Here is a 17,093-nt window from a genome sequence, read left to right on the forward strand (position 1 = left end):
GCCCGACCACCACAAGCGGCGGGCTGCCGGATCCAGCAGCCACACCATGCCAGTTCAATGGAGCCAGCAATGACCAGATTCATCCTCAAACGCCTCGGCAGCGGCCTAGTGGTCCTGTTCGCCGTCTCGGTCCTTACTTTTTTCCTGCTTTACATATCGAGCGGCAGCATTGCCCGGAACATCCTGGGAGACCAGGCAACACCGGAGCAACTGGCCGTAAAGGAAGCGGAGCTGGGGCTGGATCAGCCCATCGCCGCGCGCTACTTCAGCTGGCTCACGGACGCCCTGGGCGGAAACCTGGGCACATCCTGGTTCACTTCTGAACCAGTGGCCAGCTCTCTCGCCACCCGCATCCCCGTCACCATGACAATGGTGTTCGCGGCCATGATCCTCATCGCCATCATCGCTACCCTGATCGGCGTTGCCGCCGCGGTGAAGCGCGGCTGGGTGGACCGGGTGGTTCAGATCGGCGCCATTGTCGGCGACTCCATTCCAGGCTTCGTCATCGGCATCATCCTGGTGACCATCCTCGCCATCCAGCTGGGCATATTCCCCGCCACCAGCACCATTTCCCCGGGCGAACCTGCGTCCGCTTGGGTGCTGTCCCTGACGCTTCCGGTGATCGCCCTGCTGATAAACGGAGTCACCGGCGGTGCGCAACAGATCCGCAGTGCCGTCATCAAGCAGCTCGAACGCGATTACGTTCGCACCTTGCGCAGCCGCGGGATAGGTGAGCGCGAGGTCCTGTTCAGGCATGTCCTGCGCAGCGCTGCTCCAGCCGGACTCACTGTGCTCAGCCTGCAACTGATCGGCATGCTGGGCGGAGTGGTCATCATCGAGCAGATCTTTGCCCTTCCCGGCATGGGCCCGCTCGCCGTTGCTGCCACCGGCCAGAGCGATCAGCCAGTGGTGATGGGCGTCGTCATGTACACCGTCGCCGTTGTTATTTTGGTCAACCTCATCGTTGACCTCCTCAACGGCTGGCTCAACCCGAAGGTGCGTGCCTCGTGACCGAGTCCGTCGAAACCACAGCCCTGACGCCCGTTCCCGGCGCGACCGGCCAGACCGGCACCGTAGTCCGTTCCACGGTTCTCAAACGGCTCTTCAAGAATCCTCTAGGCATCATCGCCCTCGTCATCCTGCTGGGGATGGCACTGCTGGCTTTGTTCGCGGATGTTCTGGCCCCGTTCGACGAGAATTTCGCCAACATCTCCAAAACCCTGGCCAGCCCCGACTCTGTAAACCTCCTGGGTACGGACAGCTCCGGGCGCGACGTCTGGAGCCGGCTGCTGTTCGGCGCGCAGCTAACGCTCCTCTCCGCGCTGCTTTGCGCCGCCGTCGCCATCGGGATCGGTCTTCCCGCCGGCCTGATCGCGGGCTACTACGCCGGCAAATTCGAGGCCGTTTCCAACTGGATTGTCAGCATCCTCATGAGCCTTCCGGGCCTGATTGTGCTGCTGACCATCCGCGCGGCCTTCGGCCCCTCGGTGTGGATTGCCATGATCGCGTTCGGCGTCCTGATCAGCCCGTCCTACTTCCGCCTGACGCGGTCAGCGGTGCAGTCGGTCCGCAACGAGCTCTACGTGGATGCAGCCCGGGTGTCCGGGCTCTCAGACCTGAGGATCATCACCCGCCACATCTTTTCCGTAGTGCGGGCCCCGATCATTATCCAGACGGCGGCGATTGCCGGTGTGGCCATTGCGATCCAGTCCGGGCTCGAGTTCCTTGGACTGGGGGATCCGGCCAAGGCAACCTGGGGTGTGATGCTCAGCGAGGGATTCAAGAACGTCTACCTCACGCCGACGCTGCTTTTCTGGCCTGCGTTTGCCATGGCGCTGACCATCGGCGGCCTGGTCCTGCTGGGCAACGCCATCCGCGACGCCCTCGAAGACGGCGAAAAGATCACGTACCGCAAGAAGAAGGCAATCTCGGTAAAGGGAACGACGGCGGCGCCCGCCGCCGCGCGCCCGTCGCGCAAGTCCGTGCCCGCCGTCGACCCCGGAACGGAGCACCACCTCGTCAAGGTGACCAATCTCGGCGTCGGCTATCCCCAGGCGGACGGTTCCATCAAGAAGGTTGTTGACGACGTCTCCTTCCACGTGGACCGCGGCGAGATCCTGGGCATCGTGGGCGAATCCGGCTCGGGCAAGTCCCAGACCGCCTTCTCCATCCTTGGGCTGCTGCCGGACAACGCCCGCATTGTGGGCGGCTCCATCCAGTTCGACGGCAGCTACACCGTGGCCCCGGGCGAGGAACGCGTCAGCCAGGAGCGCCTGTCCAAACTGCGCGGCAAGCGGATTTCCTACATTCCGCAGGAGCCCATGAGCAACCTGGATCCCGCCTTCACCATCGGCTACCAGCTGGTCACACCCATGGTGCGTGTCCTCGGAATATCCAAGGCCGAGGCCAGGAAACGGGCGCTGAAACTGCTCACCGACGTCGGAATCGTCAACCCGGAACGGACCTTCAACGCCTACCCGCACGAAGTCTCCGGCGGCATGGCCCAGCGGGTGCTGATCGCCGGAGCCATCAGCTGCGAACCGGACCTGGTGATCGCCGACGAGCCCACCACGGCCTTGGACGTCACGGTGCAGGCGGACGTGCTGGACCTGCTGCGGGAGCTCCAGCAGCGCCTGAACATCGGCGTCATTCTGGTGACCCACAACTTCGGGGTGGTGGCGGACCTCTGCGACCGTGTGGCCGTCATGCAGAACGGCCGGCTCGTGGAGGAAGGACCCGTCCGCGACATCCTCCGCAATCCGCAAGAACCCTACACACAGACACTTTTGGCGTCGATGCTTGAAGGCAAGGAACCCATGTCCACGCTCGTATCCCCCTTGCAAAAGGAGCCAGTCGCATGAGCACCACCAAAAGCGCGCCGCTGCTCACCGTGGACCAGTTGGTGGTGGAGTACCCCAGCAAGAAGTTCCGGGCAAAGCCCTTCCGAGCCCTGACGGACATCAACATCACCATCGGCCGCGGCGAAACCCTCGGCCTGGTGGGGGAGTCCGGTTCCGGCAAGACCACCCTGGGCCGCGCCATCCTGGGGCTGGCACCGGTGACCGGCGGGAAGATCGGCTTCGACGGCAAGGACATCAGTCACGCCACCCGCAAGGACCGGCGGGTCCTGAGCCGGGACCTGCAGGTGGTTTTCCAGGATCCGTACACCTCGCTGAACCCCGCGCTTGAGATCGGTGACATTCTCGCCGAGCCACTGGGCGTGCAGGGCATGGAAGCCGCGGCGGCCAAAAAGCGTGTGAAGGAACTGCTGGACCAGGTGGGCCTGCCCTCTGACGCCATCAACCGGTTGCCGCGCGAATTCAGTGGCGGGCAGCGCCAGCGCGTGGCGATCGCCCGCGCCCTGGCCCTCTCGCCCAAGCTGATCGTCTGCGACGAGCCGGTCAGCGCGTTGGACCTTTCCACCCAGGCACGCGTACTGGACCTGTTCCTGCAGATCCAGAAGGACACCGGCGTTTCCTACCTCTTCGTCTCCCACGACCTCGACGTCGTCAGGCACATCAGCCACCGTGTGGCTGTGATGTACCACGGGGAGATCGTCGAGCAAGGCCCGGCCGATATCGTTACCCGAGACCCTGAACACCCCTACACGCAGCGGCTCCTGCTGGCGTCCCCAGTACCCGATCCGGACCGGCAGGAACAACGCCGGGCGGACCGGCATCGGCTGCTCGAATCGCAGCGGATGCAGCACGAACAAGCGGGCGTCCTCGCCTGAGGACACCTGCGGCGTCAGATAGAACAGGCCGGCGTCGTCGCCAGAATCTGGCGGCAGCACCCAACCGGCAACGAGGGCCCTTGCGGGTCCGGAACACCACGGAGGAATACAGTGGCCAAAATTGGCGTACAAGCGATGATGCTGCGAGACAGCTTCGCCGAAGTGGGGGCGTTCGAGACGCTCCGCAAGGTCAGTGCGATCGGTTACAACGCCGTCGAGATCTCCCAGATCCCGATGACCCCGGAGAACGTCGCCGAACTGGACCGTTCCCGCAGCGAACTGGGCATGGACATTGCAGCTTTGTCCGTGGCCATGGAGACCCCCAAGGGCCGCCCCGGAGATTCGCTGAAGGACCACTTCGACAAGATCGTGGAGGACGCGAAGCGCCTGGACACGACGCTGCTGCGGATCGGCATGCTGCCGTTCCCGGCGATGAAGTCGATCGGCGCGGTCATTGACTTCGCCAAACAGGCCAACGAATATGCCGAACGCCTACAGGAGCAGGGCCTGGGCCTGTACTACCACAACCACCACATCGAGTTCGCGAAGTTTGACGGCAAGTACATGCTGGACATCATTGCCGAGAACTCCCCGGCCATGGGCATGGAAATCGATGTCCACTGGGTACAGCGCGGTGGCCTCGACCCCGTCCGTACCCTGGAAAAGTACGCCGGCAGCACTGCCATGGTTCACCTGAAGGACTACCGGATCGGCCAGCTCCCCGAGAGCGCCTTCGGGCTGCTGGAAACCGGGGACTTCAAGGGCTTCATGACCGAGTTCAAGGACGTGGTCCAGTTCGCCGAGGTGGGCGAAGGCAACCTGGACTTCCCCGCCATCATCCCCGCCGCCCAGGCCGCCGGCGCCCGGTACCTGCTCGTGGAGCAGGACGAACTTTACGGGCGCACGGTGTGGGACGCGCTGCAGACCTCCTACACCAACCTCGTGGCCATGGGCCACTCGAACCTTTTCTAGACAGGGAGAATCACCACATGAGTAAGAAAGTACGCCTTGGCATCATCGGCCTGGGCCAGCAGGGCGGCGCCTATGCCCAGTTCATCACCGACGGGCTGGTCCCGAACATGGTGATCGGCGCCATCTGCGACACCGACCCCGCGAAGCAGGAACTGGCCGCCTCCCGGTACCCCGACGCACCCTTCTACGAGGACTACATCGCCATGCTGGAAAGCGGCGACGTCGACGCCGTCGTCACCTGCGTGCCGCACTTCCTGCACCCGGAGATGGGCATCGAGACCCTCAAGCGCAACATCCACGCCCTCGTGGAGAAGCCGGCCGGCGTGTACACCAAGCAGGTCAGGGCGCTCAACGAGTTCGCTGCCAGCAAGCCCGAGCTGTCCTTCGCCATCATGTTCAACCAGCGCAACAACCCGCTTTACCAGAAGCTCAAGGAGATCGTCGACAACGGCGAGATCGGCAGCATCCGCCGCACCAACTGGATCATCACCAACTGGTGGCGCCCGCAGGGATACTACAACTCCAGCGAATGGCGCGCCACCTGGGGCGGCGAGGGCGGCGGCGTGCTGGTCAACCAGGCACCGCACCAGCTGGACCTGTGGCAGTGGATCTGCGGCGTACCGAAGTCCGTCTACTCCAAGGTTGCCTACGGCTTCCGCCGCGACATCGCCGTGGAAGACGAAGTCACCGCCGTGGTGGACTACGGCAACGGCGCCACGGGCGTCTTCGTCACCGCGACGCACGACCTCGTGGGGACCGACCGCTTCGAGATCCTGGGCGACCAGGGCAAGATCGTGGTCGAAAACAGTAAGACCGCCACCGTTACCCGCCTGACGAAGCCCGAGCGTGAACTCAGCGACGGCATGGGCCTGGACGATGTCCGCAAGCTCTTCATGGGCGAGCTGAATCCCGAGGAGTACTACACCACCGAGGTCATCGAGTTCGAGTCCGCCTGGGGTGCGCAGCACTCCGGTGTCCTGGCGAACTTCGCCGCCAACATCCTGGACGGCACACCGCTGCTGGCCCCGGGTTCGGACGGCATCAAGGGTGTCCGCCTGGCCAACGCCATCCACCTCTCCAGCTGGCGGGGCACGGAGGTGGGGCTGGACTTCGACGAGGACGAGTTCCTCGCCGAGCTGAACAAACGCATCGCAGACGAAGGCAAGTTCCCCGAGCGCCCCTAGCCCACCCAACTGAGTCGCAGGTGGGGCCGTTTTGAGCGCTCAAAACGGCCCCCGCTGCGAGCTAGTTGGGTTGTTTCCTCGTTAGGATGGGGCAGTGACTGAACCCAAGACGCCGGACGCTGCCGCAACAACAGGCCCGGCCAAGAAGCACTCCCGGTCCGGAAAGTCCAACGCCACCATCTACGACATCGCCAAGGTTGCCGGCGTCAACCCATCCACCGTCTCACGTGCGCTCAGCAAGCCAGGCCGCGTCAGCGCCAAGACGCAGAAACTCATCGAGGATGCCGCCGCCGAGCTGAACTACCAGGTCAATCCGTTCGCCCGTGCGCTGCCTACCGGCCGTACCAATACCTTCGGCCTGATCGTCGCGGACATCACCAACCCCACATTTTTCGACATCATCCGCGGGGCGGAAACGACGGCCACACTGCGGGACTACACCATGGTTCTGGCTGAGTCCGCCGAGTCCGGTGTCACGGAGCTGACGGCAGCCCGCCGGATGATGGCTACTGTGGACGGCCTCATCCTGGCCAGCCCCCGCATGGACGACGACGACATCCGCACGATCGCCCGTGACAAGCCCGTGGTGGTCATCAACCGCGAGGTCGACGGCGTGCCGTGCGTGGTTCCCGACGTGAACAAGGGCATCAGCGAGGCGGTCCGCAGCCTGGCCGGGAACGGGCACCACAAGGTTGCCTTTGTCGCCGGTCCGCCGCAGTCCTGGATGTCCGCGCGCCGCTGGGAAGGCGTGCAGGCGGCCTGCGAATGGTCCCGTCTCGAGGCCGTGCGGCTGGAGTCCACCAAGCCCACCGTCGACGGCGGCCGCCAGGTGGCCCGCGACGTGCGGGCCAGCGGTGCCACGGCGGTGCTGACCTACAACGACCTCCTGGCCATCGGGCTCATGCAGGAACTCCAGGCCGCCGGCATGGTGATCCCGGACCAGATCAGCATCGTGGGCTTCGACGACATCTTCGGGGCGGATTTCACCACACCTCCGCTCACCACCGTGCGCTCGCCGCTGGGGGAGTGCGGCTCGGGCGCTGCCACGCTGCTGCTTGATCTCCTGCACGGCGATCTCCCGCGAAGCACGGGGGAGTCTGCCGCCACCCTGCGCGTCGAGACGGAGCTGGTGCTGCGGGGCTCGAGCGGACGGCTGCTGCCCGCGGGGTAGCCTTGCCGGCGAAGCCCCGCAACTTCATGGCAATTAATGGCAACCGGTTGACAAATGCCTGAAGCAAGCCGGACCATTGATCTATGTCACAGTCGATTGCCGCCAACCCAGACCGGCTCCTGCCCGCGGATCCCGGAACGCGCAGCATTGCGCGAGACCTCCTGCAGCGCGTCCAGGACCTCCCCATCATTTCCCCGCACGGGCACGTTGACGCCGCAGTCATCGAGCACAACAGCCCGTTCCCGGATCCGGCAGCGCTGCTGGTCAGCCCGGACCATTACGTCACCCGGCTGATCCACGCCAGCGGCGTTCCGCTGGACCGGCTGCGGGGCTCGGCCGCCGCCGATGCGGACTCCCGCACGGTCTGGCGCGAGTTCTGCAAAGCCTGGCCGCTGTTCGAGGGGACGGCCTCCGGCTACTGGCTCCGCACCCAGTTCGACAGCGTTTTCGGCCTCCGGCAGGAGATCAGCGCCGAGACCGCCGACGCCAGCTACGATGCGATCTCCGCCAAGCTGCTGGAACCCGGCTTCCGGCCCCGCCAGCTCTTCAAGGACTTCAACATCGAGGTGCTGGCCACCACGGACGACCCCCTGGACAGCCTCGCCAGCCACCAGGCGATCGCCGAGGATCCCACGTTCCACGGCCGCGTCCTGCCCACCTTCCGCCCGGACGCCTACCTGAACATCGCGCACCCCACGTGGAGCGCGAACGTGGACCGGCTCATCGCAGCAGCGGGCGACGGCGCCACCGGCTACGCCGGCTACATCACCGCCCTGGAGAACCGGCGTCGTTACTTCGTGGACCACGGCGCAGTCTCGGCCGACCACGGCGTCCGTACCCCCGCAACGCTCAAGCTCGACGCCGCCGACGCGGCCAGGCTGTTCGACCGCGCCCGCTCGGGGCAGGCCACGGCGCAGGACCGCGAAGACTTCGAAGCCCACATGATGTACCAGATGGCACGGATGTCCGTGGAGGACGGGCTGGTCATGACCATCCACCCGGGCTCGTTCCGCAACCACCACGAACCCACGTTCAACGCCTTCGGCGCCGACACCGGCCACGACATCCCGTTTGCGGTGAACTACACCGAGGCCATCCGCCCGCTGCTGCAGGACTTCGGCACCGCCAAGGACTTCCATCTGGTGCTCTTCACCATGGACGAGACCGTGTTCTCCCGCGAACTCGCGCCGCTGGCCGGCTTCTATCCGTCCGTCTACCTCGGCGCCCCGTGGTGGTTCCTGGACGCACCGGACGCCATGCTGCGCTTCCGCTCCGCCGTGACCGAAACCGCAGGATTCTCCCGCTCGTCCGGCTTCATCGACGACACCCGCGCGTTCTGCTCCATCCCCGCGCGCCACGACGCCTCCCGCCGGATCGAGGCCTCCTTCCTGGCCAGGCTCGTCGCGGAACACCGCGTCAGCGAGGACCGCGCCCATGAACTGATCGTCGACATCGTGGACGGCTCGCCCCGACGGGTGTTCAAGCTGTGAGCGTCGACCAGCACTCCGAGGTGGCACCCGCCGTCGAACTGCCCCCACTGAACCGCCGCCTGCGGCCGTCCGCCAAGGCGCCCGTGCGGATCATTCACCTGGGGCTGGGCGCCTTCCACCGCTCGCACCAGGCTTGGTATACGCACCAGGCGTCCGACGCCGCGGACTGGGGCATCGCGGCCTTCACCGGCCGCCGCCCCGACGCGGCGCTGGCACTGGCTGAACAGGACGGGCTCTACACGGTAGTGAACCGGGCCGACGACGGCGACTCCTTCGCTGTGGTCAGCAGCATCGTCGAAGCCGTGGACGGGGCGGATGTGCAGCGGCTGGCGGAGCTGGTTGCCGCTCCGGCCACCGCGGTGATCACTCTGACCATCACCGAAGCGGCCTACCGGCTCCGGGCAGACGGGCAGCTTGACCGAGCTGCGCCCGACGTCGCCGCGGACCTTGCGCTGCTGGCTTCCGGCATCGCAAGCCCGACGACGCCGCTGGGCCGGCTGGTCTTCGCCCTCGCTGCCCGCCGGGCTGCCGGGGCGGGACCGCTCGCCGTCGTCTGCTGCGACAACCTCTCCAGCAACGGCATCGTGGCGCACAACGCCGTGGCAGGCATGGCCGGGGCATGGGACGCCGGGCTGGCCGGATGGATCGACGCCAACGTCAGCTTCGTCAGCACCTCGGTTGACCGCATCACCCCGCGCACTACGGCCGCGGACATTGCCGCCGTCCAGGCCGCTTGCGGCTACCGCGACAACTCGCCCGTAGTGGCCGAGCCCTTCTCCAACTGGGTGCTCAGCGGGGACTTCCCCGCCGGGCGGCCGCGCTGGGAAGACGCCGGTGCCGTGTTCGTGGCAGAGATCGAGCCGTACGAGAACCGCAAACTGTGGCTCCTGAACGGCGCGCACTCCCTGCTGGCCTACGCCGGCCAGCTTCGCGGCCACACCACCGTGGCGCAGGCCCTGGCGGACCCGCTGTGCCTGCAGGCCGTCGAGAAGTTCTGGGACGAGGCGGAGGCGAACCTGGCCGGGCCGGAGGGCCACGCCGCGGATCTTCAGATCCCGGCCTACCGCGCCGCCCTGCTGCAGCGATTCGGCAACGCCCGGATTGCCCACCACCTCGCACAGATCGCGATGGACGGCAGTACAAAGCTGAGGATGCGGGCCGTTCCCGTGCTGCAGGCCGAGCGTGCCGCGGGCAGATCCGGCGCCGCCGCCGCTCTCATGATTGCTGCCTGGATGGACTACAGCGCCGCCTCCGCCGCGTTCCAGGACCCGCTGGCCGACGAGGTCGCCGCAGCCAACCGGCTCGCCGGCGCCGAGCGGATCCGCGCCTTGCTGGCCCTGGTGGATCCGGCCCTCGCAGAAGAGCGTTCCGTCGTGGATCTGATGGAAAGCTTGAGCGGAACGTTCGGGGAGCAGACGCTCTCCCCGTAACGCCTTGCGCGCAAGCACTGCTGCCCGGCCCCCGGACCATCTGGAGCCGGGCAGCAGTGTTTCGCCAAACTTTCAACAAAAATTATGGCAACCGCTTGCCATTTGATTGCCAAGTGATTAGGATTACAGCAAGAGCAAAAACCGGCCCCCAGCGCCGGCCCTCAAAATCCTCCCCCCGGCACTGCCCGCAAAGACGCGATAGGACCTCCCAAATGCTCAAGCCCCAGGCCAGCGAAACCCGCGAGATCGTCAACCTCGACGGCCTGTACCGCTTCAAGGTGGACTTTGACCGTGCCGGCCACCGGGACGAATGGTTCAAGGCGCCTCTGGAAACCGGACTGGAAATGGGCGTCCCGGCCAGCTACAACGACGTCTTCCCGGACAAGGCCATCAGGGACCACGTTGGCTACGTCTGGTACCAGCGCGAAGTCCGCGTCCCGCGCGGCTGGGCAGGCGAACGCATCCACGTCCGCCTCGACTCCGCCACGCACGAGGGCATGGTGTGGGTCGATGACACCCTCGTGGCCCAGCACACCGGCGGCTACATGCCCTTCAGTGCGGACATCACCGAGCACGTCACGCCCGGGCAGCTTTTCCGCCTGACGGTGTCCGTCAACAACGAGCTCACGCAGGCCACCATCCCGCCCGGCACCATCACCGTCACCGAGGACGGCCGCCGGCAGCAGAGCTACCTCCACGATTTCTACAACTACGCCGGCCTGCACCGCAGCCTCTGGCTGTTCAGCACCCCCGCGGTGACGGTCGATGACATCACCGTCGTCACCGGCGTCGAAGGCAGAACCGGCAGCGTCGACTACACGATTGCCACCGCCGGCGGCACCGGCAGCGAAACGGTCACCGTTTCCGTCCGTGACGCCGACGGCGTCGAGGTCGCGCGCGCCGACGGCGCCCGCGGCACCCTGACGATCGCCGACGTCGTGCTGTGGAAGCCAGGCGCCGCCTACCTGTACAGCCTCACGGCGGAAATCCGCGACGCCGGCCTGCTGCTGGACAGCTACACCCTGCCGGTCGGTGTCCGCACCGTGGAAGTCCGCGGCAAGGAATTCCTCATCAACGGCGAACCGTTCTACTTCACCGGTTTCGGCATGCACGAGGACCACGTGGCCATCGGCAAGGGCCACAGCAATGCCCAGATGGTCAACGACTTCCAGCTCCTGGACTGGGTGGGCGCGAACTCGTTCCGGACCTCGCACTACCCCTACGCCGAGGAAGTCATGGAGTTCGCGGACCGGCACGGAATCGTGGTGATCGACGAAACCGCCGCCGTCGGGCTGCACCTGGGCTTCGGCGCCGTCTTCGGCGGCATCGCGAAAAAGACCTACGAAGAGGGTGGAGTGGACGCCAACACCGCCGCCAACCACCGGCAGGCCATTTCCGAACTCGTCGCCCGCGACAAGAACCACCCCTCTGTGGTGATCTGGTCGATCGCCAACGAACCCAACGGCTCCGAGGAAGGCGCCCGCGAGTACTTCGCACCCCTCGTGGAGCTGACCCGGCGCCTGGACCCCACCCGGCCCGTCGGCTACGTCAACGTCCTGTTCGACACCCCGGACAAGGAACTGCTCGGGGACCTGTTCGACGTGATCATGCTCAACCGCTACTACGGCTGGTACATCGATAACGGCGACCTCGAAACGGCCGAACAGCACCTCGAGAAGGAGCTGCGCGAGTGGGAAGCCAAGTACGGCAAGCCCATGATCATGACCGAGTACGGGCCGGACACCATGCCCGGCTTCCACTCCATCTATGAACAGCCCTGGAGCGAGGAATACCAGGCAGCGTTCCTGGCCATGTACCACCGGGTCTTCGACCGGGTCGACGCCATGGTCGGTGAGCAGGTCTGGAACTTCGCGGACTTCCAGACCTCCAACGGCATCATGCGCGTGGACGGCAACAAGAAGGGCGTCTTCACCCGGGACAGGCGGCCCAAACCCGCCGCCTATGCCCTGCGCCGACGGTGGACGGCACTGGCCGGCACCAAGAACATCACTTCTGAGGCGTAGGCCTTAACGCACATTTTTCGCCGGGCCCGAGGTCCGGCAACGGGTAAAGGAGCCCATTCATGAAAAAGCTGAACAAGCTCAGCATCATCGGCTATGGCGCCGGCGATGCCGCCAACAATCTCGCCTTCACCACCGCCACGATGTTCCTGCTGGTGTACTACACGGACGTGGCCGGGATCTCCGCCGCGGCCGCCGGCACACTGTTGCTGGTGGTGCGGATCTTTGATGCCTTCGCCGACGTCTTCGCCGGACGCGTGGTGGACCGGACCTACAGCAAGCGGTTCGGCAAGTTCCGCCCGTTCATCATGTTCGGCTCCATCCCGCTGCTGCTGCTGAGCGTGGCAACCTTCTCTGTCCCTGCGCTCGGCGAGTCCGGCACCCTGCTCTACGCCTACGTCACCTACGCCGCCCTGGGCCTGGCCTACAGCCTGGTCAACATCCCCTACGGCTCCCTCGCCGGCGCCATGACCCAGGACCCGGCCGAACGCGCCAAACTCGGCTCCGCCCGGATGATCGGCGGGATGCTGGTCGGCTCCGCCCTTGGCATCTTCGTAGCCCCGCTGATCAAGCCGGGCGCCAACCTGCAGGCCACCTTCACCACCATCACCCTGGTGTTCGTCGTCATCGGGGCGGCTCTGTACCTCTTCACCTTCCTGACCGCCAAGGAACGGGTCCACCGTACCGTCCCGAACGTCACGTTCAAGCAGAGCATGGACACGCTCAAGGGCAACCGGCCGCTGCTGATGCTGTGCCTGAGCTCCTTCTTCTTCCTGACCGGCTACCTTGCCCTCACTTCGGTCCAGCTGTACTACCTCCGCGATGTCCTGGGACGGCTGGACCTGTACCCCGTGCTGTCCATCACCCAGCTCGTCCTGACCTTCGTGCTGGCGGGCTTCATGCCCAAGCTGGTCCGGAGCCTCGGCAAGAAGCGCGTCTACATCTTCTCGTCGCTGCTCACGGTCATTGGCGGCGCCATCGTCTTCTTCACCCCGGCAAGCCAGGTTTGGCTCGGATTCACCGGCCTGGTGATCAGCCTCGTGGGCGTCCTCGCGGTCAACATCGTGGTCTGGGCACTGGAAGCCGACACCGTCGAATACGGCGAATGGAAGACCGGCGTCCGCACCGAGGGCATCACCTACGCCCTGTTCTCCTTCACCCGCAAGACCGGCCAGGCAGTCGGCGGTGCGCTCGCGGCCTACGCCCTGGCCCTGGGCGGCTACAAGTCCGGCGCCGTCCAGACGCCCGACGCCGTCTTCGGCATCCAGCTCGCCGCCGGCGCCCTGCCGGCCGTCATGACCATCCTGGCCGTGCTCGTGATGGCCAAATACACGCTTACCGATGCCATGCACGCCCGGATCCTCACCGAAATCCGGGCCCGCCGCACCGACGGCACCGGACCTTCCGATAGCGCCGGAGCTTCCGACGATGCCGCCGCGGCTGCCGCTGTTCCCGCCGACGCCGCTTCCGCGGAGGCCGCGCCGCTGGCGCCCCGCAACTAAGACACCCCCGTTAGACCAGAAAAGGACCTGTTGTGAAAATCATTGCCGCTGAAGTCTTCGTGACCAGCCCCTCCCGGAATTTCGTGACCCTGCGGATCACTACCGAGGACGGGGTGACCGGGATCGGGGACGCGACCCTGAACGGGCGCGAGCTCGCGGTGGCCGCGTATTTGAAGGAGCACGTCGCGCAGCTGCTGATCGGCAAGGAYCCGCACCGGATCGAGGACACCTGGCAGTTCCTGTACCGGTCCTCGTACTGGCGCCGCGGCCCGGTGACGATGGCCGCGATCGCCGCGGTGGACATGGCTTTGTGGGACATCAAGGGCAAGCTGGCCGGCATGCCGGTCTACCAGCTCCTGGGCGGGGCGTCCCGGAACGGGCTGCGCGCSTACGGCCACGCCTCCGGCGCGGACCTCCCCTCGCTSTTCGATTCGGTCCGGGAGCACCTGGAACTGGGGTACAAGTCGATCCGGATCCAGACCGCGGTSCCCGGGATCAAGGCCGTCTACGGCGTCGCGGCCCAGGCGCAGGCCTCGGGCGAACGCTACGACTACGAACCGGCCGGGCGCGGCGCGTTCCCKCAGGAGGAGGACTGGGACACCCGCGCCTACCTCCGCCACCTGCCCACCGTGTTCGAGGCGGTCCGGAACGAGTTCGGCCCGGAAATCCCGCTGCTGCACGACGGGCACCACCGGATGACCCCGATCCAGGCCGCGAAGCTGGGCAAGGCGCTGGAACCCTACGACCTGTTCTGGCTCGAGGACTGCACCCCGGCCGAGAACCAGGAGGCGCTGCGCCTGGTCCGGGCGCACACCACCACCCCGCTGGCGATCGGTGAAATCTTCAACACCGTCTACGACTACCAGAGTCTGATCAAGGAACAGCTGATCGACTACGTGAGGGCCGCGTCCACCCACTTCGGCGGGATCAGCCCGCTGAAGAAGGTGATGGACTTCGCCGCGCAGTACCAGATCAAGTCCGGCTTCCACGGCCCCACCGACATCTCCCCGGTCGGGTTCGCCGCGCAGCTGCACGTCGGCCTGGCGATCCACAACTACGGCATCCAGGAATACATGCAGCACTCGGATGCGACCAACGAGGTCTTCGAACAGTCCATGACCTTCGTGGACGGCTACCTGCACCCGGGAGACAAGCCCGGCATCGGCGTCGAATTCAACGCCGAAGCCGCCGCCGCCTACCCCTACCAGCAGGCCTACCTGCCCTACAACCGCCTCGTCGACGGCACCGTTCATGACTGGTGAACCGGCCATGACTGGTGAACCGGCCATGACAAGTGAACTGAAGACCGCCGGTCCCGCCCACATCGTGGTGATGGGCGTGACGAGTTGCGGCAAAAGCACCGTAGGCGCCGCCATCGCCGACCGCCTCGGCGCGGAATTCCTCGACGGCGACTCGCTGCACCCGCAGGCCAACATCGACAAGATGGCCTCCGGCATCCCGCTGGACGACGACGACCGGGCACCCTGGCTGGCCGAAATCGGCAGGCGCTTCTCGGCGTCGGACTCCGGTCTGGTCATCGCGTGCAGCGCGCTCAAGCGCTCCTACCGCGACATCATCCGCAGCGGGGACTCATCCGTGGTGTTCGTGCACCTGCACGGCACCCGGGAACTGCTGCACAAGCGCATGGCCGCACGCCCGGGACACTTCATGCCGCTCTCACTGCTGGATTCGCAGCTGGAAACCCTGGAAGAACTCCAGCCCGACGAAGCAAGTGTTGTAGTGGATATCGCCACGCCGGTGAAGCAGATCGTAGATGACGCTGTTGCGGCCCTCGCCGGGCCGCAGGGCGATGCAACCCGGTTCCTGGTGGACCTGAAGGCCGCGCCGTTCAACCTCGACGAATCCGCCATCGCCTGGGTGGAGTCCACCATCGACTCCATGACGGACGAGGAAAAGATCGGGCAGCTGTTCATCAACCACAACAACGACTACTCCCCGGAATACCTCGACGGTGTCCTGGAGCAGTACCACGTGGGCGGCATGCGGTACCGGCCGGGGCCATCAGCCGACGTGCAGGAACACATCCGCTACGCGCAGTCCAAGACACGGGTGCCGCTGCTGATCGCGTCGAACCCCGAAATGGGCGGCGCCGGCAGCTGCGACGACGGGACGTTCGTCTCGACCCACCTGCAGGCGGGTTCGCACCCGGACAAGGACATCGCCCGCCAGATGGGGCGCGTTGCCGGTGTGGAGACAGCCGCGCTGGGCTGCAACTGGGCCTTCGCGCCGATCGTGGACATCCACTACAACTGGCGCAACACCGTCATCTCCACCCGGGCCTTCGGCAACACCCCGGAAATCGTGGTGGAACGGGCCAAGGAGTACTTCGACGGCATCAGCGAATCGCCAACCGTGTGCGCCATGAAGCACTTCCCGGGGGACGGCCTGGACGAACGCGACCAGCACGTGGTCACGTCCTACAACACGTTCGGCTACGAGGAATGGACCAGGACCTACGGGCATGTGTACCGGGAGATGATCGGGCACGGCGTGCAGTCCATCATGGTCGGGCACATCGGCGCGCCGGACTTGTCACGGCATTTCCGTCCCGGCCTGGCGGCGGAGGACATCCTGCCCGCGACCCTGGCGCCGGAACTCCTCCAGGACCTGCTCCGCGGCGAGCTCGGCTTCAACGGGCTGATCCTCACCGACGCGTCCCAGATGATCGGCCTCACCCAGGCCATGAAGCGCAGCGAGCTTGTGCCGGCCACCATTGCGGCGGGCTGTGACATGTTCCTGTTCTTCCGCAACCCCGCGGAAGATTTCCGGTACATGATGGACGGCTTCAAGTCCGGGGTCATCACGGAAGTGCGGCTGCAGGACGCCCTGCGCCGGATCCTGGGCCTGAAAGCCTCGCTCGGACTGCACAAGGCCGCACGGGAATCCCTCGTCCCGCCGGTCGAAGCGCTGCAGCTGATCGGGAGCGCAGCCCATTTGGCCATCGCTGCCGAAGTTGCGGACAAGACCGTCACGTTGGTGAAGGATACTGCGCAGAACCTGCCCATCACCCCGGAGACGCACAAGCGGATCCGGCTGTACGGCATCTCCGGCGGTGCGGATTTCACCATGGCGGATCCTCTGGCCTACCTGGACACCGTCCGGGACGAGCTCGAGAATGCCGGGTTTGAAGTCCATCTGTTCAAGACGGCGGCGCAGCGCAAGGCGGCAGGGGAGGAGGGCGTGAATTTCATGTCGGTCATCTCCGAGGAAGCCACGGCGGATTACGCGCAGAAGTACGACGCCGCGTTTGTCTTCGCCAACGTGAAAGGCTTCGCCCAGGAAGCAGCCATCCGGATCAAGTGGTCAACACCCATGGCGGCCGAGATTCCCTGGTACGCCACCGAAGTCCCCACCGTGTTCGTCTCGCTCAACCAGCCCAACCACCTGATTGACGTGCCGATGGTGAAGACGGCCATCCACGCCCACGCCGGGTCGCCCGAGGCCATTCGGGCGACCATCGAGAAGATCCAGGGCAAGTCGGAGTTCCAGGGCACGTTCAACGAGAACGTCTTCTGCGACTCCTTCGACACCAGGCTCTAAGCCGGCGACGCCGGGCTGCGCGGCGCCCA

At 65.9% G+C, this 17,093-nt stretch carries 12 protein-coding genes; all 12 read left to right on the top strand.

What is annotated here, in order from left to right:
• Window positions 1–69 precede the first annotated feature (69 nt).
• Window positions 70–1,011: an ABC transporter permease gene (locus tag AC1DR1_RS08705; RefSeq protein WP_229995088.1), complete on the top strand. Its 942-nt coding sequence runs from the start codon at window positions 70–72 to the stop codon at window positions 1,009–1,011.
• Complete coding sequence (locus tag AC1DR1_RS08710) at window positions 1,008–2,861, top strand: dipeptide/oligopeptide/nickel ABC transporter permease/ATP-binding protein (RefSeq protein WP_476992450.1); 1,854 nt, start codon at window positions 1,008–1,010, stop codon at window positions 2,859–2,861. Before AC1DR1_RS08705 ends, AC1DR1_RS08710 begins: the two co-directional genes overlap by 4 nt.
• The gene (locus tag AC1DR1_RS08715) at window positions 2,858–3,733 is read left to right on the top strand and encodes an ATP-binding cassette domain-containing protein (protein WP_476992451.1); all 876 of its coding nucleotides are present in this window, start codon (window positions 2,858–2,860) and stop codon (window positions 3,731–3,733) included. The genes AC1DR1_RS08710 and AC1DR1_RS08715 overlap by 4 nt, the downstream gene beginning before the upstream one ends.
• Window positions 3,734–3,868: 135 nt before the next feature.
• Window positions 3,869–4,705, top strand: coding sequence for a sugar phosphate isomerase/epimerase family protein (locus tag AC1DR1_RS08720; RefSeq protein WP_476992452.1), 837 nt, complete (start codon window positions 3,869–3,871; stop codon window positions 4,703–4,705).
• A gap of 17 nt (window positions 4,706–4,722) precedes the next feature.
• Window positions 4,723–5,889, top strand: coding sequence for a Gfo/Idh/MocA family protein (locus AC1DR1_RS08725; RefSeq protein WP_476992453.1), 1,167 nt, complete (start codon window positions 4,723–4,725; stop codon window positions 5,887–5,889).
• A gap of 94 nt (window positions 5,890–5,983) precedes the next feature.
• Complete coding sequence (locus tag AC1DR1_RS08730; protein ID WP_476992454.1) at window positions 5,984–7,060, top strand: LacI family DNA-binding transcriptional regulator; 1,077 nt, start codon at window positions 5,984–5,986, stop codon at window positions 7,058–7,060.
• 83 nt (window positions 7,061–7,143) lie between these two features.
• On the top strand, window positions 7,144–8,550 hold the full coding sequence (uxaC, locus tag AC1DR1_RS08735; RefSeq protein ID WP_476992455.1) for a glucuronate isomerase: 1,407 nt from the start codon (window positions 7,144–7,146) through the stop codon (window positions 8,548–8,550).
• A gap of 20 nt (window positions 8,551–8,570) precedes the next feature.
• Window positions 8,571–9,980 carry a mannitol dehydrogenase family protein gene (locus AC1DR1_RS08740; protein ID WP_476992478.1) on the top strand — a complete coding sequence of 470 codons (1,410 nt, stop codon included), beginning with the start codon at window positions 8,571–8,573 and terminating at the stop codon, window positions 9,978–9,980.
• A 212-nt stretch (window positions 9,981–10,192) separates the two neighbouring features.
• Window positions 10,193–12,004 carry a beta-glucuronidase gene (uidA, locus tag AC1DR1_RS08745; RefSeq protein ID WP_476992456.1) on the top strand — a complete coding sequence of 604 codons (1,812 nt, stop codon included), beginning with the start codon at window positions 10,193–10,195 and terminating at the stop codon, window positions 12,002–12,004.
• A 59-nt stretch (window positions 12,005–12,063) separates the two neighbouring features.
• Window positions 12,064–13,503: a glucuronide transporter gene (gene uidB, locus AC1DR1_RS08750; RefSeq protein ID WP_476992457.1), complete on the top strand. Its 1,440-nt coding sequence runs from the start codon at window positions 12,064–12,066 to the stop codon at window positions 13,501–13,503.
• 32 nt (window positions 13,504–13,535) lie between these two features.
• A complete protein-coding gene (gene manD / locus AC1DR1_RS08755; RefSeq protein ID WP_476992458.1) occupies window positions 13,536–14,765 on the top strand; it encodes a D-mannonate dehydratase ManD in 1,230 nt (409 codons plus the stop codon).
• Window positions 14,766–14,790: 25 nt separating this feature from the next.
• A complete protein-coding gene (locus tag AC1DR1_RS08760) occupies window positions 14,791–17,064 on the top strand; it encodes a gluconokinase, GntK/IdnK-type (RefSeq protein WP_364747103.1) in 2,274 nt (757 codons plus the stop codon).
• The last annotated feature ends 29 nt before the right edge of the window (window positions 17,065–17,093 follow it).

Source organism: Arthrobacter sp. P4_F10 (genome assembly GCF_056401435.1).